The sequence below is a fragment of the Mucilaginibacter robiniae genome (assembly GCF_012849215.1).
GTDB classification, from domain to species: domain Bacteria; phylum Bacteroidota; class Bacteroidia; order Sphingobacteriales; family Sphingobacteriaceae; genus Mucilaginibacter; species Mucilaginibacter robiniae.
This window is the reverse complement of the sequence record NZ_CP051682.1, coordinates 3,989,744-4,015,310: the sequence shown is the minus strand read 5'-3', so window position 1 is coordinate 4,015,310 and position 25,567 is coordinate 3,989,744. Positions and strand designations below refer to the sequence as shown.

Sequence of the window (25,567 nt, the reverse complement as noted above, 5' to 3'; positions counted from 1 at the left end):
CGTATCTATATACGGCCTTTTAATGTTACATTACGGATATTACGCCAACGCAACGATATGGTATCGTACAAATGCACGTATGATGGTACAGTTACTTTATCATAACCATAACTTAGCTCAACAGCCTGCTTTGCAAAAGAACCAATAGGTAAATTCTTATTTGCTTTCAGGAAGCGGGAAACATGATAATCAAAAAGCTTTCTATCAGTTACACGCTTGAAGTAATGAACAATATAATCTTCAGAATCAATTATCTGTGTATAGTTTTGTAACACATAGGATAAAGCATATTGTTCAATATGAAAAATCTTCCCCTTCTTATAAAGTTGATCAATTAAGTCTAACACATCATTAATCAGGTAAGCATTATCCTTACTGATACCGGTAAAACCAGAATTCCACATACGGGCAGTAAGTGGTATTTTGATTTCTTGCCCATTTAATACAAATGTGTTACTCCTAACTACTTTGCGTAATTCCAGCCAGAAGCTGTTTTCATGCTCATCTCCCCCCTCAATCAAGTCATATTCATCAATATTCATCACACTAACATCCTTGGTTATTTTGTTAAACAAAGGCCAAGGGTTTTTAGTAAAAAAGGTATCACCATCTAAAAAAACCATATCCGCAGGATATTTATCCATGCAGTGTTTCATTACACAAGTTTTCACCCGATGTACGTAACCATCTGGCTTGCGGTACTCAGTAATTTGACTTGATGTGAGTACTTCAATATGAACAGGAAAATCTTTTAAATATTTTTTAAATAACGAATCATCATCAGTATAAATAACAATCTGCAACCCACTAAAATCACCGTTTATATGATGATATAATGTATAAAGACAAAAAATAACCTCATAGTGCAGATTCTTACTTCCATGAGATAAAAAGACAATATTTTTGCTTACAGGCGATCCTTGAGGAGAAGTAGTCATATTGTTAACAGTAGGTAAATATCTAGTTTATATAGTTAAGATGCTGTGATAACCAGTTAGTCAGGTTTGCTGCATGCTTCAAAAGTGCAAATATAACGTTGTAAATATAAATGTGTTATGCACAAATACACAGACTATAATAGTATTATTGCACAGTTAAATCATTCTTATGATTAGTTTTTGCAATATTTTTTAGAGCGTTGTTTAATTTATTCCTTAAAATAACTCTCCGTAAATAATATAAATTAACCTTTTCAAACGGCGTCCTTTTGAAATGACGCCAGATATATTTTAATTGAATTAGCGGATTATAATCTGTATCAATAAGAATAGCTATTAAATCTTTTAGATTTAAAGTTTCGGCTTTATCTTCTTGTTCTTGTGAAACTTTCGGTGCCAATAAAGGAAGTTTATCTTTCCACTTTTCTGTTATTATACGCTGTGTATCAACCCATCCTTTATTGAAAGATCCGAATGAGAAATGTTCTAACAAAAGATTATAGGTGACTACTACTTTCCCTAAAACAAAGTTTTTTATTGAAAAATCAATATCGTATCCATGAAAACCATGTAAATAATCTTCTGAAAACTTAGTTTCTGCCCAAGCAGATTTAGTTGCTGCAATAAACATTCCATCTAAAGTACATACTTCGGCTAAGGTTTCTTTATAAGGATTTTCATAAACTAAAGATACGCTGTTATCACGTTGACGCTGTAAATGATTTTGCCTGTTTAAGCCTGAATTTGCCAAATGTACACTACTAGGATTATTAACTTTTGCAGCGCAACCTAATACACCTATCAACCTGGCACCTGAAGATAAAAAATCATTAATGAGCACTTTTCCCCATGCTTGGGTATGAAATTTTATATCTTCATGGCTAAAGCATAAATATGGATATTTAGCTTTCTGAGCGCCTATGTTATAGGCCTTAGCAATAGGATACTTGTAAACCTCATTTTCAATGATGATTACTTCATGTTCTACACCTATAGTTTCATTTATATTAATTAATATTTGCTCTCTTAAGCTTTTGCTTACAGAACATATAATTACTGAAATCATATATTATTTAAATTTTAACTATAAGAACTGTTAAATAAGCATATTAAATATTACTGAACAAATATGCAAAATCAATTATACTTTTTAACTAAGTTGAATGCTCAGCTTAGATTTCCACTTATACCAATTGTTTTTTAATCCAACATCCCAAATTTTTATTGCTCTATAACACTTCTGCTATTAGCTTGTCGAACAGGTATTTAAAGCCTCATAAGTTTGTATAAGATCAGGAAACATTTTCAACTTATACAACCGGTTATAATTTGTAATAATGACATAACTACTAATAGATTACTATTCGGGAGCTTCTATTTTCTTTAACTTAAGTTTGATTAAAAAGCTCTGATATAATTGTTCAACGAGATGATCTTTAAACACCAACCATTGCACTAACAAATAAGTTGCACCACAACCAATTATTGACAGAGCTGTAATAATCGGCATGCTAATATTTAATTTACGGACCGCTATAACTATAGGTATAAATAACAAAGATGTTAATGTAGCCTTATAAGCTGTATCCCATTTAAATTTGAAAGAGTAACTCTTTTTAACAAAGTATATGTACAACAATGTTACAACCAATTCAGTAACTACATTGGCGATAGATGCGCCAACATCACGAAATTTCGGCACTAATAAAAAGTTCAGACTAATAGCTACTATCATGCCGCCAACAACCGAGTACACCATTTCTTTATCTCGCCCGGCAGGTATTAGTATTTGTAACCCCCAGAAATAACCTAAACCAATAAGCACGGGCAATAATGCTAAAATTTGCATACTTAAGGTACCTGCCATAAACTGTTTACCTGAAAATAAGGTAATGAATTCTGGCGCTAGCAGAGCCAACCCTACAAATGAGGGTATTGAAAAGAACAAAATGAAGTGTAAAGATTTATCAAGCAGGCCTTGTAGCTCGTTATAATTTTTTGTTGCAAACTGATGAGCCATTTTTGGCAATGTAACAGCACCTACCGAGGTAACAAAGGGTATAGCTATTTTAGAAAGCTTAACAGCTGCAGAGTATAAACCGACTGCCTGAGGATCGGCTAAAAACCCTAATAACACCACATCCAGCAATGTGTACATACTAGTAGCTACATACAAGCCAAATATTAATAACAATGGCTTTATATGCTGTACCAAATTTAACGATTTGAAGGTAATTTTAACTTTAGATTGTACAGTAACCATGTTGTATGCATTGTTAGCTACAGATGAAAAGATGCCGATGTATAAATAAATAATTACATCAGTACTATCTTTAACAAAAACATACAACAAAATCAAAGAGATAAGCTTAACAGCTACAGAGCGTATAGCAATCATTCTGAACTCTTCTAAACCAGTATAAAGCCAATCGATGGTAGTAAAACCTAAAAAAACACTGACTGCTGCCGTTAAATATAGTTGTCGGTCTGCTTGAAAATAGGTTAAAAACCCAATGACACTAACATATATTACAGTTAGCGCCATGCTCATAATAAATGCTATGGTAATTAGCTCAGAGAAAACTTTTGATTGTTTTTCAATATTCCCTTTGTACTTGGCAATTTCCCTTGTGCCATATGTAGGTATGCCCAAGTTCGAGACCAATATGAAATACTGAGCAAATGAAGTTATAAATTGGAATTTACCAATTCCTGTTGGACCTAAAATACGTGAGGCATATGGAAAACTTAAAATCGGGAATAATATATTAAATACTGTTAGCAGTAGATTATATATGTAATTTTTTTTCATTGTAGGTTTGTAATGAATCTAGTTGTTAAACTACAGCCTTTATTCATATTACTTTAATACTGAAAACTTTTAAACATGTGATGCTTAAGTTAACAATACTAAAAACTTAAGTTAAATTGTGATGAACACAATTAATAGCCATTAATATTATAAGGAAAACTGAAAGGCTTGGTTGCAGGTAGTACAATATACATCGGTAATGTATATTGTACTTGAAGTTTGCAAGAGTTTTATAATAGTCTAGCTAAGATAGAAGCCCTTGCAAAGACTTTCTTACAATCATTATTAAAGTAATTAAAAACAATCCTAAAACACCACCAATCACACCACCTTTAATTTTACCAACGCTGGTACTTGGCAGAGGATATATAGGCCCATCAATTACCTGTATTATTGGGCGTTCTTTTCTTAAACCAATTTTTGCGAGTTCTAAATTATTTACTGCTTCCAAATAAAGGGATTGTGTTGATTGTACATCAACCTGCTTTCTTTGTGAAGGTAAGCGTAAGCTCTGCAAAGATGGGTTTGGATTTGGATTAGCATCGCCTGCTGATGCTACATTACTCATAGAGCTAGTGAGCATTCTACGTAAACTATCAACCTGCTTTCTAAGAATATTTATATTGTCAAGTGAACGCTGCGTTTTGGTTTGCACATAAAATGAATTCACATTAGCTACTACTTTATCTGCAAACTCCTTAGCAAAATACTGATCTTTTGATTTAACACTTACCTTTACAATATTCAACTTTACATCAGGCCGTGCTATGGTTAAATAACTACCATTGATATCTCCCACAATACCTGCCAATACACTGTCGTGAGCTAATGTAAACTGAGTAGGAGTTATTGAAAAATCAATATTCTTGATTTTAGGATTAGTTTTAGCCCAGGCTGAACGCAAGTTGTTGATTTTGATATATCTATTTACAAGCAAGTCTTTCTTTCCTGCAAATACAGCTGGTGTAAGTAATGTTTTTTCTATCATTAACCTGGATTTGTACAGCTCAATAATATTGTCTCCTTCAAACAATCCACTACTGGCACTTACATCTAATCCCATTAGTGATGCCACACCAGAATATGCCCCACCACCTCCAGCTTTATTATCTCCGATATCCAATACAAAATTACAATCAGCTGTATAAACTGGTTTCTTGAAAGTTGCATAGGTTACGCCTAATACAATGCCAACAATAGTTATTAAAGCAATTAGCTTCCATCTTGCCGAAAGATAAATAGTAAGACGCTTGAATTTACCAGCTAATTCCTTTAAGGTTATTTCGTCTTGATCTACCGGTATTGTCTGCTCCTGCATTATCTTGTTATGCTAATTAAACCTAAAACTACAGCCACCAATGAAGTTAAGCTTCCGCCAATACCTACAACTTCACCTAACGAAATTCCTCTTCTTTCAGATCTTTTAGGAACAAAAATCTCACTTCCTGGTTTCACACGTGGTCGGCTATTAAAAACAAAGAATTTACGGGTGCCTTTTACTGTACCATTAGGATATACCACGTAAGCACCTCTTCTTAACGCTGAAGATGAAAAACCACCTGCATTTACAATGTAATCTTTAAACGATTTTGAACCATTGTAAACAATAACGCTTGGATATAATACCTCGCCGTTTACACGAACAACTTGTTGCTTTTTGGGTACTCTGATTACATCACCATCCTCAACCAATAAATCAGTTTTTGACCCTGGCTTTTTGATAATAGTTTCTAAGTCAATACCTACGTAATCATTCCTTAATTGATCATCGCTGATAGCTGATGAGCCATTCACATTTTGTTGTAATGTTCTTAAACGCTGCACACGTTCACGTTCCAGCGCTACTGTATCTACTTTAAATTTATCCACACCAAGTATAGCAGCGTTTGTTCTCTTCAACGTTCCACCTGAAGGATCGGCTGAGGCGATCAATCCGCCGGCACGATTTACTATATCAGATATTTTTTCATCTTTCTGCATAATAGTATAAGGCCCCGGATATAACACCTCTCCTTCAATCTTTACAGTTCTTTGTTTTTCAAAGCCAGGTTGAGTAAACACCGACACTACATCATAAGGTTGCAGTACAAAGTTGGCGCTTGATAAACTTAAAGGATTAGATACATCTACAGTAAACACCTTTGATACAGGCGAGTTAAGCTGCATTGGATCTCCGGTGGTAATACGCCGAGCAACTTCAATTCGCTTGGTACTAGCTCCTTCAGCAAAGCCTCCAGCCTGTTCAATTAAGCTTTCTACAGTTAAACCTTCAGCATATGAAAAGTCACCTGGCCTTCTCACCTCACCTTTGATACTTACAGTAAAGCGGTCACGCAAATCAAATAGTGATGGGATTGTAATTACATCTTCTCGTTTCAGAGCAATGTCTGGAGTTGTTTGTGCTAATATTCCTTGTAAATCAAAAGAAATTGATTCTGTGGTATTATCAGGCTTTAATCGCGTAATGTATCCTCTTTGTAAGTATGCATCTTCTTTTAATCCAGATGCCTTAGTAATTAACTGTGATAAAGTTAATCCAGGATTTAGCTCATACTCACCCGGTCTGAAAACAGCACCATTAATAGTAACGCGATTTTGAAAACGATTTAATATGGCATCAACCGTGTAGCGGTCTCCACGTAATGGAATGTAATTGCTGTAATCATCTTCAAAAATATCTGATATTCTGCGCTCTTGATTACTTACCTGTATCACTTTTATTTTAGCAGTATATGCTGTATCAGTAAAGCCACCAGCAAAACCAATTACATTTTGCAAAGTTTCACCTGGTAATACTTCAAAAATAGCAGGTCTTTTAACTTGCCCAGCCATTTGAACACGTACGCGGTAAGTAGGTACCCGTATAATATCCTGATCGCGAAGTGAAATATTATCTTTTTGATCCGCTTTTAATAAAAAGTCATACACATCCAGTCTTCTAACGATTCTGTTATTTCTGATAATCTCAATTTGACGAAAAGAACCATTTTGGTTAGGACCTCCCGATTGATAAAGTGCATTAAATGCGGTAGCCAAAGAAGGCAAAGTATAAGTACCAGGTCTGTTTACCTCACCCGTAACAATAACCTTTATACTACGGATATTGCCTAAGGTAACATTTACAGTAGTACCACTGCCTATAGCATAATGACTGGCTATCATTCTCCTTTTTATTAAAGTTGTAGCTTCCTCAACAGTTTTGCCAGCAACATTCACGTCGCCTACGCCAGGAATATTAATACTTCCCTCGGGAGATACTGTTAAATGCCAGTTAACTAATGATTTTCCATATACGTTGATATTAACCTGATCATCTGGGCCTAAAACGTAGTTAACAGGCGTAGCAATACGCAAGTTTGGTTCAAAACTCAAATTTCTCCCGCTAAATAAATCTGTACCGAAAACTTTAAGGCCTTGGTTTGAAGCCGGTTTTGCAACTTCAGAAGTATCAGGCAAATAATTTAACTTCCGCCCCGATGATGTATCTGGTACTAGAGTTGATGACGAACCATTTAGTTGTTTAATGCGAGATTGAAAACTATTAATTTGAGTTTGTGAAGCACCTTTAGCCTGCAAGTACTGCACTACATCTTGACCAGCGCTGCTAGCCTGAGCTAAAATTTGCTTGATTTGTACATCAGATAAGTTTTCGACATTGATTGCAGAAAGGTTTTGTGGAAGATTTTGTGCAATAAGGGAAGTTGATAAACTCAGACACAAAAAAGTAAAAATAATGGTAAATAACCTTAGAGAAGACTTCATGAAATTTAATAACCCTGTTTTACCTAGTAGATAATGTTTGAACCTAAACAATTTTTCGTCAATAAATTTTTATAGTATTATTAGAGAAAATTGCTTTTATACCGAAATAATTTATTTCAAGCCATAAAGATAGATATTTTATTTCTGACTTGCGAAAGCGTAAAAAGTTAATACTTAATTGAAAATATTTTAACCATTAGTATAACTATAGATTTTATGAATACACAACTTATTGTTCTTTCTTAGAAAACTTTGCCTAAAATCATTATAGCTATAATTACTATTTTGTATATATCTCATCTTATATATGCTGCTAAGTATTCCTGAGATTTACAAGTTGTTTAGAAGTTGTAGGCCAACCAATCCACCTAAAAACTTTGTATTTAGAACCTGTAAGTTATACCCAATTCTGCATGTAAATTAAACACATCATTGTGTGGTATATAATACTTTTCAGGGGTATAATCCTTCAAAATCCATTGGTAGTTTAACGATTTTATTTCCTGCAGTTTGGCATTAAAAAGTAAATTTTTGTAAGTCCATTCTCCTTGTAGAGCAAACGCATAGTCTACCCATTTTCTGCTGTTGCTATTAATATTAGGGAAATAAAATCTATAAAAATCTACATCATGCTCGTATCTTTCAAAGGATACCCCAAGCTTTTTCAATCCCATAACCCAGCTTACATCCATTGATTGCAGGTTACCACCTGAACCCGTACCCGCTCCTAAGATTTGTCCTTCATTAGTTTGCCCAGCTTTAACCTGCGAATGTATATACCACCCTCCCGCATCTCTTATTAGATAATCAGGTGTTTGTGACAACTGAGTAATTTCTGTACTGACTAAAATACCTTGCTGCCCTTGCGTTGAAGCCAATGGTATTAATTTACGTAAACCAAAAACATACGCTCTTGAATGTCCCGGCGAGCCAATAAAGTCGTGATAATTATAAGCATTATCGTTTAAGCCAAAATCAAAATATACTTCTGCTTTTGCCTTGGTAAATAACCAGCGAGTGTAGAAAGAAAGCTGCTGATCGCGGTCGAATGGGTCTCCGTCGTTAGTATCCTTCTTTTGAAATGGCGTAAAAAACGGAAAGTAAGCGTTAAATTTCTCTACATCTGTATGGTATGCATTAAATGTTCTTATCATACCAAAAAACAATCCAGGTACCCACTTAGGCTGATAACTAATGTTATAACCAGTATAGTAGCGCCATTCATCTCTTTTAGGTACATACAAGTTTGTGCCTGTAGAGGTAGAAGTTACATCAAGCGGAGAGCGATTAGTACCTTCTAACCTACCAGCTATCAATTGGCCTTCAAACGACCCTATAAAAGTATGTATTGGCCGAACTGTGTTTAAAACTAAGTGCTTAAAACCAGGCGCATTGTTACTCATAATCAATGCGTTCCTCAATCCTGGTCCCCACCATAAATTTTCGTTTGATAATCCGAAAGATACAGGTCCGAAGGTTAAACGGATACTACTTTGACCCCATGATGCTTTGGTATACTGCCCATCAGCTAACTTTTCAGGCTGATCAATAAGGTTATGATAACTATAATAGCCAGCTATATCCTGATCACTGTGCCCAGAAGCAAAACCTGCAAAATTTGAATTTTGAGCATACACATACTCCGGCCTTAACTGAATGCTTAATGGCCCTAGTTTAACAAAGAAACCACCGCTTACCATCGTTTGATACCCTCTTGCAGGTATCATTAAGCCATCATTCCAACCATAAGGATGATTAGAGTTATATTGCTGTTGCCAGGTTAAAGGAAGTATTTGAAAGGTGCCGTACCCTTTTGCAAATGAAACCGGACCTATTGAACCAGGCCAATTACCGTTGTGTACAGTACTATCCGGATCATAAATATCATGTACTTTCAATGCTTTACTCTGAAAAATTGGCCGAGATGTAAATGATAAAGTTGAATCAACTTTTCCGACCAACTGCTGCCTGCGATAATAATCATCCAGTACTGGAGTACCAACAGGCAATGATTGTGCTCTTACTTTAGCTGCACCAAAGCAACACAGTGTGGCTATGCTTATGGTAACAAATTTTTTTTTCATGCCTCTTGTTAAAATCTATAAGTTAAACCAGCCTGCACTTGTAAATTATAGGCTATTTTACCATCTACCCAGTATGGATCTTCCGGATGTTGTATCAAATACCATTGGTAATTAATAGATTGAACGCCTAATATTTTAGCATTAAAAATAAAGTTTTTGTAGTTCCATTCGCCCGTAGCTCCAATACTTAGGTCAACCCAATGCCGCCTGGTATCACCACTATCATAATAGGCATAATAGTAAAAATCATCATTATGCAGATACCGTTCAAATTGCAACCCAATTTTTTTCAGGCCTTTAAACCAACTAATATCCAAAGTTTGTAAATTAGCTCCTGGTCCGATGCCAGCACCTAATGATTCTCCCCTGTTCGTGTAACCTTGCCGAACGTATGAATTCACATACCATTCATTACCTGCTACTATCTTATCTACTGAAGTTTCCGCCATTTGCGTAGCTTCTACGCTAATCATGATGTTTTCATTCCGACTACGGTTAAATGGCAATATTTTTCTTAGACCAAAAATGTAAGCACGTGCATCTTGCGGATTAAGAAAGGTATTACGCAACGTATTCGTGTTATTATTTGTACCATATTCAAAGTACACTTCGGCCTGCTCTTGTTTCCACACCCAACGGGTAAATATTGAGCTACGTTCATCCCGCTTGTTAATTGGATCTTCGGCTGAAACTTTGCGGTAAGGTGCAAAAAAAGGCAGGTAACTACTCAATCCACTCAAATCTTTGCTATAGGTTTGTGCACTACGTGTCAAACCAAAAAACAACCCCGGAACCCATTTAGGTTGCCAAGTTATTACTAAGCCTGATAGATAACGCCAGTCGGTAGGTTTAGGCACATACAACGGGTTACCAAAAAACGTTCGGCCTGGTGCTAACGGATCATACCCTGAATTTTCTAATCTCCCCGCTATGAACTGGCCTTCAAAAGATCCGATTGGAGTTTGAATAGGTTTGGTAGTATTTAATGTTAAATGTTTAAAACCTGGCGCACTATTACTCATGAGTAATGAATTACGAAGACCTGGCCCCCACCATAAGTTTTCGGTAGATAGACCGAATGACAAACTTTTGTAGTTTAAACGGATACTACTTTGGCCCCAATAAACACGAGCATACGGATTCAGACCAAAACGTACAGGCAAGTCGATGTTATTGTAGATATCATAATAACGTGCAGCTATAACTTCGTAATGATTAGTGTTAAATGCATCAAAATCGCTATTAGCAGCTAACACTATTTCTGGCCTGAACTGAACAGTTAATATACCATACTTGGCAAAAAAGCCAGCACTACCCATAGTTTGTAATCCTCTAGCAGGTATCATGGCGCCGTCATTCCAGCCATAAGGATGATCGGAATTTATCTGCGTCTGTAATTGCAGGGGCAAAAGCATGATGCTAAATTTACCATTTACAGACTGGTAGGTTGTAGCCGGATCTAACTTGTTAAAGTTTTTTTCAGTATTATCAGGGTAAAAAACATTCCTATTCCTTGTATCAGGAAAAAATGGCCGCGCTGTGAAAGACGTTAATGAGTCTGTTCCATTGAGTAACTGCTGCCTTCGGTAATAATCATCCAAAGCTGTTGAGCCTACCGGGATGGATTGAGCATGCGCAGCCAATTGTGCACATGCAAGCATAATGCATGCCCATACACTCTTTTTTAATATCATAACGCGATTGCTTTTATTTGAATGTTATCAACAGACCAGCTTTCATCACATTTCGGATCAGACGCATTCTTTTGTATTAAATGATCCAAGCATTGCAACTGTACAGTTGAACTACTATGACTAATCACTTTATCTATCTTGTACAATGTTGTACCATAGGAGGTCGCATTACAGGCTGGTGGTAAACCAGTTTGATAAGAACCTATTTTAGGATTGTGATTGTTGTTTGGATAGTTGTTTGGATAAGATTGTGGCGGACAGAATACGCCAGGGTTGCAATATAAGTTTGAAAAGGTCGTATTAAAATAAATATTGCCATCTACTAGCATTTGCCAAATATCGGGTCCATCCACACCATCAATGCCTAAGGTGTTGCCATCCCAGTTATCATGTATGTACAAGTCAAAAGATATTTCAACCATATCATGCTTGGGCAAATTAGGAACAGATAACGTAAATTGACCATTATTATAACGGCCTAAAACTTTTGTACCATTGTAAGTTTCGGTTACGCCTCCGTTAATGTTATTTAAATTACCTGATTCAAAATTGTTGGTATATACTACTGTTTCACTTTTAGTATCCTTTTTACAGGAATATAAACAAACAGCTACCAATAAGCTTAGAAAAATTGTAAAGCAAGCAACTCTTCGTATATTTTTTATCATAGGTAGTACTAGTTAATAGATTTTGTGCGTTATAACAGAGTTTAATGTGCGTTTAGTAAACAAGTACTAAAATCATTAAGTTTCTAATAAGGCATTCTGGTAATTAAATGTAGTGTTGGTGTTTACGCAATATGAAGTTCCCTTGTTGCTTGTTAGCCTGTATATGCCAAAGTTGATGTTTTTTTTGAAAGGCACCAAATCTTTGAAGTTTCAAAAAGAAGTTTACTCTGTAGAATGTTAATAATTATTTTACATTAAAACTAAAGATATAATATTTAATTTAGGTATTTACAACTCACATTCTTATATAACATATTTCTTTTTTTGTTTAAAAGTTATCAACCTACTATATAATTTAAGTTGTAAATAGTTCCAGCAAATTCTAATTCCATAAAGCTTCTTCAATGTTTGTAATAATTCCCAATAAATAATAGGATTTACTTTAGCTCTACTAGTTAAATACAATACATAGCTGAGCACATAGTTGCGTAATGAGTCGGAATTAAAATATTTACTGTTATTATTAGCCTGTACAATTCGAGCTAACCAGTTTAAATACCTTCTGTAATCGTTTTTTGTTAATTGCACAACACTTCTAAAACCTAAGTTGATATGCATTTCCAGATCATTATCTGTGTAGCGCAACTGCATCCTATCCAGTAAAATTTTGTATAGTCCTAAATTTATTTTATGAAGTATAGGCCAATTAGATGCTTTTTTTATAGAAATATTAGTATCATGTATTCTGTATTTAAATAAAATTTCCGGTATTGCACCAAATTTTAATTTATCCATTACGGCAACCCACAAGCCATAATCTTCGGCATTAGCATAGGCTTCATCATAACAAACATTAAACTGTATAATGCTTTTTCTTCTAAACATGATAGATGGATGAATAAGCAGGTTCAAAAAAAGCAAACCAGCTTTAATACTTTCATGATCTTCATAGGGTCGCAAAATGTAATTCTGAGTTCCGAATACCTGTACATACGATGAGCAAATATCCACTTCGGAATGTTCAAGCAAGTAAGATAGCTGACGTTTGAATCTTTGCGGTAATGATATATCATCAGCATCCATGCGAGCAATAAATTCTCCTTGTGCTAAACTCAAACCTAAATTTAAACATTTTACCACTTTTAAATTTTCAGCGTTATGAATTAGCCTAATTCTTTTATCAGTAAATGTTTCAAGTATCTGTTTGGTGTTATCTGTTGATGCGTCATTGATAATGATTAATTCAAAATCTGTAAAAGTTTGATTTAAAACGCTTTCAATGGCAGCCTTAATATATTTTTCTGAATTATATACGGGCAGAACAACACTTATTTGTGGCATCTGAAAAATTCTAACTTTATAAATTACTTACCTAAACTGCTGTTTAGTTTTTAGCAAAATATCAAATATGGGTTTTACCAGTGTAGGAAATAAAAAGTTCAAAGCAAAAGGAATTGATTTTACATCAACACCTAATTCATTACAGTATTTTAATCTGTTTTTGAAAGATATCTTATTATCAAGCATCAAGAAATAATACCAACATACCCTATAGGGAGATGGATCTTCTGATTTTTTGTCAAAAAAGCCTTGATGATGTGGATTATTATGATAATTTATAGTTGTTGTAACCCATTCATCTGTAAATGTACCTTCCGAGAAGTGTTCCATCAAAACATCATACACTACACCTACTTTATATTTTTGCCCTACTCGTAAACAGAAATCAATATCATAAACGTGAAATCCTTTCAACTCCGACGAGAACTTAAATTTCTTCCATATATCTTTCTTTGTAACTAGAAAAACGCCGTCTAGGGTTTTCACAAAATCTATCTGAGCATTAATCTGCCTGGTATCATGAATTTTCTCTCCATTACGTTTATGCTGAATCATGTTAACTCTGATATGATCCAAATTTGGATGATACCAGCCTGTTGGTAGAGGTGTTTTTGAAGTAGCTCCAGCAATCCCTATCAAACCTAAGTCAGGAACTTCATTAAAATGGTTTAAGATGTTTTGCCCCCAATTAGTCGTTAAAAATTTTACGTCATCATGCACGAAGCAAAGTATATCATGCTTAGCCCTTGCACCTCCAATATTGTAGGCCTCAGTTATTCCGTAAATGCCAGGATTATCAATTTTTATAATTTCATGAGGCACACCGATTGTTTCAAGTATATTTTGCTCAACCTGTTTAAAACAAGCTTCTTTATAGGAAGAGATAACTATAGAAATCATAATTACTAGTTGAATTTTACAGAATTCAAGAATAATTGAAGATATAAATCAATCAGCATTTTGTGGAAAAAGCAGTTTTTTTATACCAGAAACTTTGGCGGCGTTTTTAGCTAGATTTCCCACAACTGGAAAAAGAAACTTTAATATCACAAATAATGAGTACTTATCTGCCCCTAAGTTATTTACATATAAAAACCTGTTTTTGAATGATATTTTCCTCTCCAATAAAAAGATGTAATAAGGACTTCTGTTTATTCCTTTAAAGCTATCTACTTTATCAAAAAGGTAATATTTATCTTTATTACGATGATATTTGATGGTTGCAATAATCCAATCATCACTAAAGTTACCTGGTGAAAAATGCTCTATTAAAACCTTATAAGTTACAGCAATTTGATATTCCTGCGCTATTCTTAACGAAAAATCAATATCATACAAATGATAGCCTTCAATGCTTTCATCAAATGGTATTTTTTTCCATACATCCTTTTTAGTAACTAAAAACACCCCATCTAAAACTTTTACAAAGTCTATATCTGAACCATTAAATGATGTATGAACTTTTTTGTTGCCTGCTTTATCACGTTGAATAATATGGATTTTATTTTTATCCAATTCATAATGGCCCCAGCCAGCAGGCAAAAGGGCTTTACTTTTTGCACCGGCAATACCAATTAAACCTAAACGAGGCTCTTTTTCAAAGCATTGTACAATATGTTCACCCCAATTTTCACTATGGAATTGAATATCCTCATGTATAAAGCAAAGTATATCGTACTGTGCTTTTGCAGCACCCATATTATACGCTTTAGTGATACTGTATAAACCGGGATTATCTATTTTCACAATTTCATAAGGCACTCCTACTGTATTGTTGATAGAACTTTTAACTTGTTCAAAATAGGCTTCTTTGTATGAAGAAATAATTATCGAAATCATGAATTAGTAGAGTAAAATAAGCTTATCAAACATAAAACAACGCTAATCAACTTTAACCAAGCTATCAATTATCGTTATGATTTGTTCACCAATAATGGCAATATCATATTTATTAATTATTTGTGACGCTTCACTTCCTTTTAGTATTCTTAAAATATAATCATCCGCAAGTTCTAATATACTTTTAGCCATTTCCAGAATGTCACCATAAGGCACCTTGATCCCACCATGATCATTAACTATAAGCTCAGGGATTCCACCAGATTGATCAAAGAAAACGATAGGTTTACTTAGCGCAGCGGCTTCTAAGGCCACTAATGGAAATGGGTCTTCTCTTGATGTTAAAGCGAAAACATCAAACACTTGAAAATAATTTTGTGGATCTTCTTTAGAACCTATAAACAATATTGAGTCAGTTACATTTAGCCGTTTAGCTTCATATTGATACTGACGATTAAACTCCGCACTAACATTTCCAAGCCAAAGTAACTTGATGAAATTTTTAGGTCTTAACTTATTTAGCCAGTAAGCTAATTGTACAAATAAATCAACACCTTTTCTCCAGTCTGTACTACCGGCTCCCCCAATTATAAAGTTATTGCTTATATTTAATTGCTCTAAAATAGCTTCTTTTGGTATGGAAGGCTTTTTAAATTCTTTCAATGCAACAGCTTCATATACTAAGCTTATTTTTGCTTCATTGATATCATAACTATCAACAAGATTCTTTTGAGTGCTTTTTGAAACTGCTATAAACTTATCCACCGCATTTACATGATGTTCTGGCAATCCATCATCAAATAGCATACTTAACGCATACTCATTTTCATGAACATGGCAAATAACTGGGCATTGAAAAGCAATTTTCAGATCATTTGCAATGGTTAACGCTACAGATGTATTTAAATATACTAAATCAAAATGTTGATTAATTAACTCAGAAGGGAATGGCGAGTCAGGAAGTACTGGCTCTCTTCTTTTAAAAATACTATTTAGCCCTTTTCTTGCAGGAGTAGTATTTACACCTTCCTGCTTATTCATCATATACGTTGGAGCTATCTCTTGAAAATCTTCGTGAAGTACTCCTCCATTTTGGAGTAATATGGTAATATCATACCGATCATGCTTTTTTATCCATTTTAGAAAACGAAGGAGAACAATGGGTGCCCCTGTTCGGGTAGCATCATGTGAAACAAAAAGCAACTTCTTTTTCATCAAGGTTCAACTCTAATGTGAAATTATTATTATCTAATAGCTACTAGGCTTTAATAGTATATTAAAGTAATTTCCATTCAGCGTTTTTTATATTGACCGAACCTACGTACTTCAGTTCAGGAACTTTTGAATTATCAACGTTTTTTGCTTGAAAATTAAACCGCAAACAATCTAAATAAGAATTGAAGTCATTGACCATATCTCCTAAAAAACAAGAAACCGAGTATTCACCACTTAATAAAGGCAAATCCGTTATTCGTAATGATACTTCACCCGATGAAGCTTTACCTCTGGTACCATAATTAGATGAATGCATCCGTGGATTAGTCGTAAAAACAGGTTGAGCTAGTGAATTGTTAATTAAAATTCCTATAACAGGAGGCTGTAAAGAAAATGGCGAATTAAATTTGAAGTTCATATAAAGATTTCCTTTCTCAAGTTCATCTTCATCTATCATCGCATACATAATTTCAGGTTTAGTAATTTCCTCCTTTTTGTTAACAAACCTTACACCTGCTCCTGAATCCAAGTAACGGCTTACTACACTGTTAATGTTTCCGGTATTAACCAAGCAACCATTTTTCATATAAATACCTTGGTTACACAATTCCAGAATACTAGGCATGTTATGACTTACAAACAAAACTGTACGGCCTTCACCTTTACTCACATCTCCCATTTTCCCTAAACACTTTTTTTGAAATTCGGCATCTCCTACGGCTAACACTTCATCTACTATTAAGATTTCCGATTCAAGATGTGCAGCTACAGCAAAGGCTAGCCTTACGTACATTCCACTACTATAGCGCTTTACGGGTGTATCTATATATCGTTCCACTCCCGAAAAATTGACTATTTCATCAAATTTTCGGTTTATTTCACTTTTGCGCATTCCTAAAATTGCGCCATTCAAATAAATATTTTCTCGTCCGGTAAGTTCAGGATGAAAACCTGTACCTACTTCCAATAAACTGGCTATTCGGCCGTGAGCTTTCATTGTACCTGTAGTGGGGGCGGTAACACGGCTTAATAATTTCAACAGTGTGCTTTTACCAGCACCGTTGCGGCCAATAATACCTACAGCATCTCCTTGCTCTATTTCAAAGTTAATGTCCTTTAAACTCCATACTACATCACTATTCCCCTTCTTGCTTCGATCATTAGCCTCACCAATTTTTAAGAATGGGTCCTCTTTGCCTCGTACATTATTCCACCAACGATGTAAGTCTTGTGATAATGTTCCGGTGCTTATTTCTCCAAGCCTATATGCCTTAGATATATTTTCTGCTCTTATTACCTTTGCCATAATTCTTTTATGTCAATAGTGACAATCCCGAAATACATTAAAATACATTAAACGGTATCAATAAATGTACGTTCAACCTTACTAAAAATAATTACGCCAATGAAGGTAATTATCAATGTAATCAACGCACTTAACCCTAATGATTCCCATGAGAATGAGCCTGCTCCAAAAAAACCATATCGAAAAGCTTCTAGTATTGGTGTTATAGGATTTATGCTGATTAACCATTTATATTGTTGTGGAGCAGCAGATAAAGGATACACTACGGTTGTTCCGTACATTAAGAGTTGTACACCAAAACCAACTAAAAATATTAAGTCGCGATATTTAGTTGTTAATGAAGATACAATCATACCTAGGCCCAGACCCTGTAAAGCCATTAACAGTACTAGTACCGGGAAGAGCAAGGCATAACTGTTCATGTGAAATGTTCCATCAGTTATAGCATACCACAGCATAAAGAAAAGCAACATTAAAATTTGTACAGCAAACTTTATCAGACTGCTACATACAATACTTAACGGCATAATCATTCTTGGAAAATACACTTTTCCGAAAACATGTGCATTCTCTCTGAACACGGATGCTGTCCGGTTTAGACATTCTGAAAAATAATTCCACCAAGTTATACCAGCAATGTAGAATAATGGACGTGGGATACCATCTGTAGCTATCCCCGCTAATGAGCCGAATATATAGGAGTAAATAAAAGTTGTAAAAAGCGGTTGTACAAAAAACCATAATGGTCCAAGAACAGTTTGCTTATAGAAGGAAACGAAATCTCTTCTTACTAATAGCCAAAATAAATCACGGTAATGCCAAACATCCAGCAGCTTTAAATCAAACATGCTGCCCAAAGGTTGTATATCTATATTCCAATAACCTTCAGCATCTTCAACAGGATCAATTGTATCTATCTTATTCATTTATATTGTGAGCACTCCTAAAATCCTGAAATTGATTACAATTCTGAATTTACTTTAGGACAATTAAGTATCAGCATAGAAACAGATTTGTTGTCCATGTAATTACAAAAAACCTGTTTTACATTACTCCCGGTTTAGGGTTTACAAATATACTATAAACATTAAACACATCAACATTTTTAGTTAATGGTTAATTAACACTGCATTAGTAAACATCCGATTTATACTTCCTCATACTTTATTATAAACTAGCTAGCATGCGTAATTATCTCTTCTATTGCAGCAATAGCAGATTTTAAATAAGTACCGCTTCTTAATTGGGGGCTTATCAGTGAAATATTCCTTTTGAACATCTGATACTGCATACCGGTAACTTGAATATTATTCAATTCTACAAGGCTGTCTATCAAAATGCCTAATTGATGCTTTTGTATAAACTGTCCAATTGCTGAATTCTTAGGAGCTATAACGGGCAAACCTGCAGCAATATAAAGTGATAACTTATGTGGGTTGTTATACATTAAATAACTACCATATACATCATCTAACTTATCTATGAACTCTCCATCCCATATCAAACCAAAATCCCCATCTAGTTTGGATATAATATCATTTGGACTATAAGCCCCTTTCCAAGATATGTTTTGATTGGTACAACCTTTCTCAGTCAAGAAATTAGGGCCATATAAATTAAACTGCTTATTAACTGCTTGTAAAGAATAGATGAAAGTACTCTTGGTTAGATTTCCCGCAAAAACTATTGTTATTGATTTTTGATTAAATAAATGCTCTGATGGTATTAATTCTTGATCTGATAGGTAATCAAAAATTTGTAGAGCCAGCATTGGTTTTATTACACCTTTTTCAGAAAGCCATTGCTGCATACTTGTATTATGTACAATGATGCCATCATAAAAATTTAAGTTTTGTACTTCAGCTTTAACTAACTTCACATTATCTTTATGATAACGTATGCCTTCTACATCATGTATTATGCAAAAGAACTTAACTTTTTTAAGGCGTAAAATTTTAATTATATGTTTGAAGTAGCTGTTGCCACTTAATAAGGGATATTGTATGGCTACAATTGATGATGGTTTTACGAAAAGCAATAATTTAAATACATTTTTAAACAAGCTGTATAAGTATCCTTTATTTGTTAATACAGCATTATGTATGTTATAATCCCGATAATCTAAGCCCTTTAAAATAGCATTACAATCCTGAATAGCCTTAGTTCCGGCAGTATATGCTGTTTCTTTTACATCAAACGATATATAAAACTGGTACCGGTTCATGATTTGATCTTAACTATTTAACCCTGTTCACTATAGATTTATATATGTTAATTTGCTCTTTAACATACAGATGCCTACCTAGCAAATCTCTACTTTTCAGCGCGTTCACCGATAAACGTTTTAGTAATGATCGATCATGATACAACTTTAAAATAGCTTTTTTAATTTCCTGAGCTGAAGCATTTTCTTGTAATACAATGCCGTTATCCTGATTTTTTATTAAATCATTGCATCCTCTTGAATTTAATGTTAGTACTGGCACTCCCATTGCCAATGCCTCCATAATACTTACCGGCATACCTTCTTTCTCGCTTGGAAAAACAAACAGGTCTGCAATAGCTAGATAACGATCTACATCAGCTGTGAAACCAATACAAGTAATTTGCTTATTATTCTTATAAAACTTATTTTGTTCATGAGTTAAGCCTGTATTATGAGCTGCATCTTCTCCTCCTACCAACAATAGCTTAATATCAGGATATGTTGATTCTGTTATAATACTTACCATAGCTTCTATAATCAAGTTAAAACCTTTAAAGGCTACAAATCTGCCGGTAAACATCAATACAAAATCTTCCTTATTTATTGACAAGTCAGCACGGATATCCAACTTTGCTTTATCTGTAAAATTTAATGCATTGAACTTTCGCAAATCACATCCCACACCATAAGAAACATGCTTAAATGCTTTGTTGGGGTAGATACTTTTTACTAAACAGTAATCAAAATCATTAATTACATAAACTTGATCAAGCCTACTAAAGCATAATCTTTCGACCACTTTAAAAATATTTCGCTTAATTCTTTCACGTATAACAGGATAGCCTATACCATGAATAGTACCGATGGTAAAGAATGGCGGCTTCCGCCACACAACTGTAGTAAAAATACCTGTAGTGAAATGGATATTGATTAAGTCTGGTTGAATCTCTGTAATTTTCCGGTTTATGTTTTTAGAAGCAGCTATTTGCTTAAATAAATTGAATGATCTTGGAAAATCCAGATAATGAAAAGCGATGCCCAAAGCAGTGTAGTTATATTTATCTGTATAATCTATAACTTTTACTGGCGAACAAATAACATGAACCTCATGTCCTTCTCGTATCAGTTGTACAGCAACTTCCGATAAAAAGTTGTTAAACCCACCATAATCAGTAATTATTAACAACAACTTCATGTGTTTATTAAAAGTTGATAAGGTTCAACATACCGCTTGTCTGATGATTTTGAAAAAAGCTGTAAAAGCAACATGACAAATAATAAATAAAAATTACACCTGTATCGTATTGCCGATCCTGGGTTTAAGAACCCAAACGGATACTGCATAAACAAAATACCTGCAAAAATGATAAAATAAGCTACAAACACGGTAGGGTTGAAACGGAAGGTATTTAAGTTATATGTTAATCGGGGTATTAGTAAAACTATAAAGCAAACAATCATTATTATACTTTCTATTCCGGAAAGCAAGTGTGTAGGTTTTGCGATCATTTCTGACAAAGTTGGTCCAAAAAAGGCGATAAACATACCATATGGCGCTGTTTTGAAAAAGCCATACGGTACCAGCCACGGCGCATCACTACGAGTTGATTTCGCCAAGTTAGGATCATTGTAGTTAAAATTAGCAGCCATTCCTTTTGCCAAAACATCAATAAAGTCGCGAAAGAAATACAAAACAACAATATTTAGAAAAAATATTATACAACCTAATACAAAAGGCAAATACCTTTTATCAGTTAACCTATTAACTAATTCTATAAAAATTAAAGCTTGTATTATGTATATTAAATATTGCGGCTTGAACATTGCGCATAAGTACAAAGCGAAATAATCTATAAACTTCAACTTATATTTGCCATTCAGTTTCTTTATAATCATCACAGCAATTACACCACTAAAAAAACATCCAATAGCTTCTTTCCCGTGAATACTAGTCCACACACCAAAATTGGGCATAGAAACCAACAAGATTATTATACCAGAAAGTTTATACAAGTTCAACCTGTCTACTACATAATATACTCCATAAAAGGACAGTAACATTAAAGGTATGCATGCCAATACATCAGCTTTGAAAACTGCTTTGAATAAAGCTCCCGTGAATAGCATTAAAGCTGTTGACGAATAAAATATTTTAGAACTGAATATTAGTGGAGAATTTAGATAAGCAAAAGTATCTCCGAGAGTTGTTAGGTGTGAGAAAACCAATACAGCAAAGATCATGTAAAAGATCTTTATAAAGAAATATAATACCCAAATTCGTTTGAAATACATTTTATTCTGTGTATAATTTTATCCATTTATTAACAACAGTAGGGATAGAAAAATTATTAATCACATAGGTGCGCGCTTTATCCAAGCGTTCATTAGTAGAAGGAATTTGACTAGTTTTTATCATCGCTTGGGCTAAAGCAGATATGTTATTTACATCTACTATAATACCTATATCTTTCAGTAATTCTTTGGTTCCACCGCAATCTGTAGCTACAATATTGGTTTTAGTTGCAATTGCTTCATTTATAACTAATGGAGCACCTTCATGTAAAGAACTTAAAACAAAACAGTCACATAAATTCATCAAAGCAGGAATATCATTTCTGCGACCAATAAACTTTACATGTTCTTCTATGCTTAACTCTTTACATAAGAAACGTAACTCTTTTTCTAACGGACCTTCTCCAGCAAGAAGCAATACAGCATAACATAGTTTATGCCGAACTATTGCAAATGCATTTAGCAGAGCAGCATGATTTTTTTGTACATGCAATCTCCCAGCCGAAAAAAAAACATAAGCATTCTCTTGTATATTAAATTCTTTACGGAGCCTCGTGGTATGTTTCTGATCTGGATAAAACTGATTAGTGTCAACAGCATTAGGTATAAAGACAGACTTTTGACGAAAAAAATATTTTTGCTTCACGTATTGGTCGAAAGCTTCTTGACTCACGTTTGTTGACCAATCAGGTATCAAACGGGTAAAGTAATAACCACTCATTAATAATTTGTTACCCTCCTTAATATTGTGAGCTGTTGATATCAATTTAGGAACACAATTAAACATGCTGTAAATTCTGGAAAACAAATTAGCATGAATCATGTGGGCATGTATTACATCAGGCGAATAATTTTGCACAATTGCTTTAAACCTGTAATAACCATTCCATATTGTAGCTACACCCGATATGCTCAACTCCTCAACCTGAATACTTTCACTTCTAAATTTTTCAGCCATTATACCACCTGACTCCATTGCCACTACCATTACATCATGGCCTAGTTTCCTGACATTTTTGGCTAGTAATAATAACTGTGTTTCAGCTCCTCCCAGCCGCAGACCTGTAATAAAGTATAATATCTTCACTTTAAAGCTTATTATGTTCTGCACGATGATCAGTGCAAATATAATGAAACAAGGCAAGCCATCTTTTAATCACAACATCTACCCTATAATTTGCCGAATCATTAAATGCCCTCTCTCCCATTTGCAATCTTTCATCTTCGTTATCCATCAAATATAATAGCGCGTTTGCTAAAGATTTTTCATCACCATCTTTTATTAAATATCCATTGTGGTTATGTTTAATTATTTCTACAGGGCCTATTTCACAATTGTAGCTTACTATAGGTAAACCAAAAGCTTCGGCTTCAATCAAAACCATACCAAAGCCTTCAAAGCGCGAAGTCATGCAATAAATAGCAGCATCTTGATAATGATCTTGGATAGTTGATGTTGCTGGAATGAGTTGAACTGAACTATTTAATTGTAAAGCATCAATTTTATTTTCTAATGCACTCTTTAATTCACCAGATCCAACAATGTGCAATTGCCAGTCGGCAGCAGTAGCATTTTGCTTTACTATATACCAAACATCTAACAAGCGGTCGAAACCTTTTTCTTGAGTTAAACGGCCGACTGATAACACAACTTTATTCTTGTTAGGATCATATATTTCATTATAAAAAGGTAGCGGATTTGGAATTGAAGTAATAGGTACTTTGCAATCCAAATTTTTCTCCCAAATGTTTTTATCCAGGCTTGTTAATGTTACAATAACATCCGCATGCTTAACGGCCAAGCGTCGAGCCCAAATTCTAACACTGGCACCTAGACTTACATTGAAGTTAAAGTGTTCCCATACAATATTTTTTATATTTAATCTTTTAGTTGATACGAATGAATAAGCAAACAGAGCAGAATCAACATTAATCAAAATATCAGGGTCGATTTTCTTTACTTTTTGCCTTAACTTTAAAATTACAAAAGGTAAAAACAGTTTAAAGTTGTATTTTTTACTATATAACTTTACAACTTTGATACTTGAATGCAATTCAAAATAAGGTTTGTCTCCATGAAAACTTAATATAGTAACTGTATAATCCAGCCTTGCAAGTGCATTAGCAATTTCAGTGCAAACCCTGCCTGTACCACCAAACAAGTTAATGGAGGAGATAAAGAAACATACTTTCTTCATTTTTTAATAAAAGATATGTTTGTTGTAGAAGTAGTTGCTTTTATAAATTTTTTATTATTAAAGCAGGTTATTACCATACTGCTTTATTACGCTACTTCCTGAACTATTTTTCTATATAGCAACAATACTGATAAAATAAGGATAGTTAACACACCAGCCAATACCCCCCATTTAGTGGCAGTGATAGCTCTGCTTAATCCTTCAATTCTTAAGGGATAAATCGGCTCATCAATAATTTGAATTAAAGGCGTTTCTTTACGCAGGGCTACCTTTGCCATCTCCAAGTTTCTAACTAGTTCACTCAATATAGCTTTGTTTGTTTCCGCATCTGTTTGCCTACCTTGAGATGGAACACGTAAAATTTGCCGTGATAAATTAGCATTAGGATTAGCATCTATCGAAGTAGCAATACCTGTTAAAGCCCGGTGCATAGCAGCACGGATTGAATCGGTTTGGTGTTGAAGAATAGCTAAGTTTTCTAAAGCTTTTTTAGTTTTAGTTTGAACATAAAAATCATTGACTGTACTTACTATTTGATCATTAAATTGCTTAGCAAATACTTCATTTTCACTTCTTACATTTACAGTAATTATCCCTGTTCTTCCGCGAAAAATTTCTAAATGCTTTGTATTGACTTTGTCAATCACGTTGAGTAAAACACTATCCTGCAAGCGAGTCAAACTTGTCACATGGCTAGGATCAAACTTAACCAACTTTAATTTAGAATAATCATCGTCCTCGTAATCAGCTTTATTAAGTACTATAAACCTATCGATTAATAAATCTTTCTTTTTACTAGAAGAGATGGGGCTTAACAAAGTTTTTTGCAACATCTTTCTGGATCGATATAATTCAAATAAGTTATCTCCTTGGAACATGCCGCCTCCACCACCTCCACCACCCAGATTTATGCCTACTAATGATGTTAAGCCAGCAAACTGGCCGCCTCCACTACCGCCTCCATTATCATCTTCTAATACAAAAGTGCAAGTAGCTACATATAATATCTTTTTATTACTAGCATAAAAGAATCCTGCTGTTGCACCCAAAATAACAGCCAACAATACAATTTTCCATTGCCGAAGAATATAGTTTTTCCAGGCTATAAACTTTTGAATAATATCCCGTACTGATATTTCCTCATAATCGCTTTTTTTGATTTGGTTGCTTACGGGATATGTACTATTGGATTTTTCTGGAACCATGATAATA

20 protein-coding genes are annotated in these 25,567 nt (G+C 34.2%); all 20 read right to left on the bottom strand.

The window, feature by feature from the left end:
* Nucleotides 1-5: 5 nt before the first annotated feature.
* The 20 genes from HH214_RS17575 to HH214_RS17480 all read right to left on the bottom strand — a co-directional run bounded on the left by HH214_RS17575 (nt 6) and on the right by HH214_RS17480 (nt 25,560).
* A complete protein-coding gene (locus HH214_RS17575; RefSeq protein ID WP_169609833.1) occupies nt 6-938 on the bottom strand; it encodes a hypothetical protein in 933 nt (310 codons plus the stop codon).
* A gap of 145 nt (nt 939-1,083) precedes the next feature.
* A complete protein-coding gene (locus HH214_RS17570; RefSeq protein ID WP_169609831.1) occupies nt 1,084-2,004 on the bottom strand; it encodes a glycosyltransferase in 921 nt (306 codons plus the stop codon).
* Between the two features lie 294 nt (nt 2,005-2,298).
* On the bottom strand, nt 2,299-3,750 hold the full coding sequence (locus HH214_RS17565; RefSeq protein WP_169609829.1) for a flippase: 1,452 nt from the start codon (nt 3,748-3,750) through the stop codon (nt 2,299-2,301).
* A gap of 244 nt (nt 3,751-3,994) precedes the next feature.
* The gene (locus tag HH214_RS17560; RefSeq protein WP_169609827.1) at nt 3,995-5,068 is read right to left on the bottom strand and encodes a Wzz/FepE/Etk N-terminal domain-containing protein; all 1,074 of its coding nucleotides are present in this window, start codon (nt 5,066-5,068) and stop codon (nt 3,995-3,997) included.
* Entirely contained in the window at nt 5,068-7,512 is a 2,445-nt protein-coding gene (locus tag HH214_RS17555) for an SLBB domain-containing protein (RefSeq protein WP_169609825.1), read from the bottom strand. Before HH214_RS17555 ends, HH214_RS17560 begins: the two co-directional genes overlap by 1 nt.
* 383 nt (nt 7,513-7,895) lie before the next feature.
* Nucleotides 7,896-9,596, bottom strand: a complete 1,701-nt coding sequence (locus tag HH214_RS17550; protein WP_169609823.1) for a capsule assembly Wzi family protein — start codon at nt 9,594-9,596, stop codon at nt 7,896-7,898.
* An 8-nt stretch (nt 9,597-9,604) separates the two neighbouring features.
* Nucleotides 9,605-11,290, bottom strand: coding sequence for a capsule assembly Wzi family protein (locus tag HH214_RS17545; protein ID WP_169609821.1), 1,686 nt, complete (start codon nt 11,288-11,290; stop codon nt 9,605-9,607).
* Nucleotides 11,287-11,958, bottom strand: coding sequence for a hypothetical protein (locus tag HH214_RS17540; RefSeq protein WP_169609819.1), 672 nt, complete (start codon nt 11,956-11,958; stop codon nt 11,287-11,289). Before HH214_RS17540 ends, HH214_RS17545 begins: the two co-directional genes overlap by 4 nt.
* Nucleotides 11,959-12,261: 303 nt before the next feature.
* A complete protein-coding gene (locus HH214_RS17535) occupies nt 12,262-13,299 on the bottom strand; it encodes a glycosyltransferase family 2 protein (protein ID WP_169609817.1) in 1,038 nt (345 codons plus the stop codon).
* 27 nt (nt 13,300-13,326) lie between these two features.
* Nucleotides 13,327-14,199, bottom strand: a complete 873-nt coding sequence (locus HH214_RS17530; RefSeq protein WP_169609815.1) for a glycosyltransferase — start codon at nt 14,197-14,199, stop codon at nt 13,327-13,329.
* A 48-nt stretch (nt 14,200-14,247) separates the two neighbouring features.
* Nucleotides 14,248-15,138 carry a glycosyltransferase gene (locus HH214_RS17525; protein ID WP_169609813.1) on the bottom strand — a complete coding sequence of 297 codons (891 nt, stop codon included), beginning with the start codon at nt 15,136-15,138 and terminating at the stop codon, nt 14,248-14,250.
* 42 nt (nt 15,139-15,180) lie between these two features.
* Nucleotides 15,181-16,353: a glycosyltransferase family 4 protein gene (locus tag HH214_RS17520; RefSeq protein WP_169609811.1), complete on the bottom strand. Its 1,173-nt coding sequence runs from the start codon at nt 16,351-16,353 to the stop codon at nt 15,181-15,183.
* A 61-nt stretch (nt 16,354-16,414) separates the two neighbouring features.
* Complete coding sequence (locus HH214_RS17515; protein WP_169609809.1) at nt 16,415-17,659, bottom strand: ABC transporter ATP-binding protein; 1,245 nt, start codon at nt 17,657-17,659, stop codon at nt 16,415-16,417.
* Between the two features lie 47 nt (nt 17,660-17,706).
* Nucleotides 17,707-18,585: an ABC transporter permease gene (locus tag HH214_RS17510; protein WP_169609807.1), complete on the bottom strand. Its 879-nt coding sequence runs from the start codon at nt 18,583-18,585 to the stop codon at nt 17,707-17,709.
* A 248-nt stretch (nt 18,586-18,833) separates the two neighbouring features.
* Complete coding sequence (locus tag HH214_RS17505; protein ID WP_169609805.1) at nt 18,834-19,883, bottom strand: hypothetical protein; 1,050 nt, start codon at nt 19,881-19,883, stop codon at nt 18,834-18,836.
* A gap of 13 nt (nt 19,884-19,896) precedes the next feature.
* Nucleotides 19,897-21,060: a glycosyltransferase gene (locus HH214_RS17500; protein WP_169609803.1), complete on the bottom strand. Its 1,164-nt coding sequence runs from the start codon at nt 21,058-21,060 to the stop codon at nt 19,897-19,899.
* A complete protein-coding gene (locus HH214_RS17495) occupies nt 21,057-22,106 on the bottom strand; it encodes a hypothetical protein (RefSeq protein WP_169609801.1) in 1,050 nt (349 codons plus the stop codon). The genes HH214_RS17500 and HH214_RS17495 overlap by 4 nt, the downstream gene beginning before the upstream one ends.
* A 52-nt stretch (nt 22,107-22,158) precedes the next feature.
* The gene (locus tag HH214_RS17490; protein WP_169609799.1) at nt 22,159-23,268 is read right to left on the bottom strand and encodes a glycosyltransferase; all 1,110 of its coding nucleotides are present in this window, start codon (nt 23,266-23,268) and stop codon (nt 22,159-22,161) included.
* Nucleotides 23,246-24,355, bottom strand: coding sequence for a glycosyltransferase family 4 protein (locus HH214_RS17485; RefSeq protein WP_169609797.1), 1,110 nt, complete (start codon nt 24,353-24,355; stop codon nt 23,246-23,248). Before HH214_RS17485 ends, HH214_RS17490 begins: the two co-directional genes overlap by 23 nt.
* An 86-nt stretch (nt 24,356-24,441) precedes the next feature.
* The gene (locus tag HH214_RS17480; RefSeq protein WP_169609795.1) at nt 24,442-25,560 is read right to left on the bottom strand and encodes a GumC domain-containing protein; all 1,119 of its coding nucleotides are present in this window, start codon (nt 25,558-25,560) and stop codon (nt 24,442-24,444) included.
* Nucleotides 25,561-25,567: the final 7 nt, after the last annotated feature.

What these genes read in the sequence shown, in the direction of transcription:
- HH214_RS17550 (WP_169609823.1), bottom strand. Translation starts at nt 9,596, where the DNA reads ATGAAAAAAAAATTTGTTACCATAAGCATAGCCACACTGTGTTGCTTT.
- HH214_RS17545 (WP_169609821.1), bottom strand. Translation starts at nt 11,290, where the DNA reads ATGATATTAAAAAAGAGTGTATGGGCATGCATTATGCTTGCATGTGCA.
- HH214_RS17575 (WP_169609833.1), bottom strand. Translation starts at nt 938, where the DNA reads ATGACTACTTCTCCTCAAGGATCGCCTGTAAGCAAAAATATTGTCTTT.
- HH214_RS17570 (WP_169609831.1), bottom strand. Translation starts at nt 2,004, where the DNA reads ATGATTTCAGTAATTATATGTTCTGTAAGCAAAAGCTTAAGAGAGCAA.
- HH214_RS17510 (WP_169609807.1), bottom strand. Translation starts at nt 18,585, where the DNA reads ATGAATAAGATAGATACAATTGATCCTGTTGAAGATGCTGAAGGTTAT.
- HH214_RS17525 (WP_169609813.1), bottom strand. Translation starts at nt 15,138, where the DNA reads ATGATTTCGATAATTATTTCTTCATACAAAGAAGCCTATTTTGAACAA.
- HH214_RS17540 (WP_169609819.1), bottom strand. Translation starts at nt 11,958, where the DNA reads ATGATAAAAAATATACGAAGAGTTGCTTGCTTTACAATTTTTCTAAGC.
- HH214_RS17520 (WP_169609811.1), bottom strand. Translation starts at nt 16,353, where the DNA reads ATGAAAAAGAAGTTGCTTTTTGTTTCACATGATGCTACCCGAACAGGG.
- HH214_RS17515 (WP_169609809.1), bottom strand. Translation starts at nt 17,659, where the DNA reads ATGGCAAAGGTAATAAGAGCAGAAAATATATCTAAGGCATATAGGCTT.
- HH214_RS17555 (WP_169609825.1), bottom strand. Translation starts at nt 7,512, where the DNA reads ATGAAGTCTTCTCTAAGGTTATTTACCATTATTTTTACTTTTTTGTGT.
- HH214_RS17535 (WP_169609817.1), bottom strand. Translation starts at nt 13,299, where the DNA reads ATGCCACAAATAAGTGTTGTTCTGCCCGTATATAATTCAGAAAAATAT.
- HH214_RS17505 (WP_169609805.1), bottom strand. Translation starts at nt 19,883, where the DNA reads ATGAACCGGTACCAGTTTTATATATCGTTTGATGTAAAAGAAACAGCA.
- HH214_RS17485 (WP_169609797.1), bottom strand. Translation starts at nt 24,355, where the DNA reads ATGAAGAAAGTATGTTTCTTTATCTCCTCCATTAACTTGTTTGGTGGT.
- HH214_RS17500 (WP_169609803.1), bottom strand. Translation starts at nt 21,060, where the DNA reads ATGAAGTTGTTGTTAATAATTACTGATTATGGTGGGTTTAACAACTTT.
- HH214_RS17560 (WP_169609827.1), bottom strand. Translation starts at nt 5,068, where the DNA reads ATGCAGGAGCAGACAATACCGGTAGATCAAGACGAAATAACCTTAAAG.
- HH214_RS17530 (WP_169609815.1), bottom strand. Translation starts at nt 14,199, where the DNA reads ATGATTTCTATAGTTATCTCTTCCTATAAAGAAGCTTGTTTTAAACAG.
- HH214_RS17495 (WP_169609801.1), bottom strand. Translation starts at nt 22,106, where the DNA reads ATGATCTTTGCTGTATTGGTTTTCTCACACCTAACAACTCTCGGAGAT.
- HH214_RS17480 (WP_169609795.1), bottom strand. Translation starts at nt 25,560, where the DNA reads ATGGTTCCAGAAAAATCCAATAGTACATATCCCGTAAGCAACCAAATC.
- HH214_RS17565 (WP_169609829.1), bottom strand. Translation starts at nt 3,750, where the DNA reads ATGAAAAAAAATTACATATATAATCTACTGCTAACAGTATTTAATATA.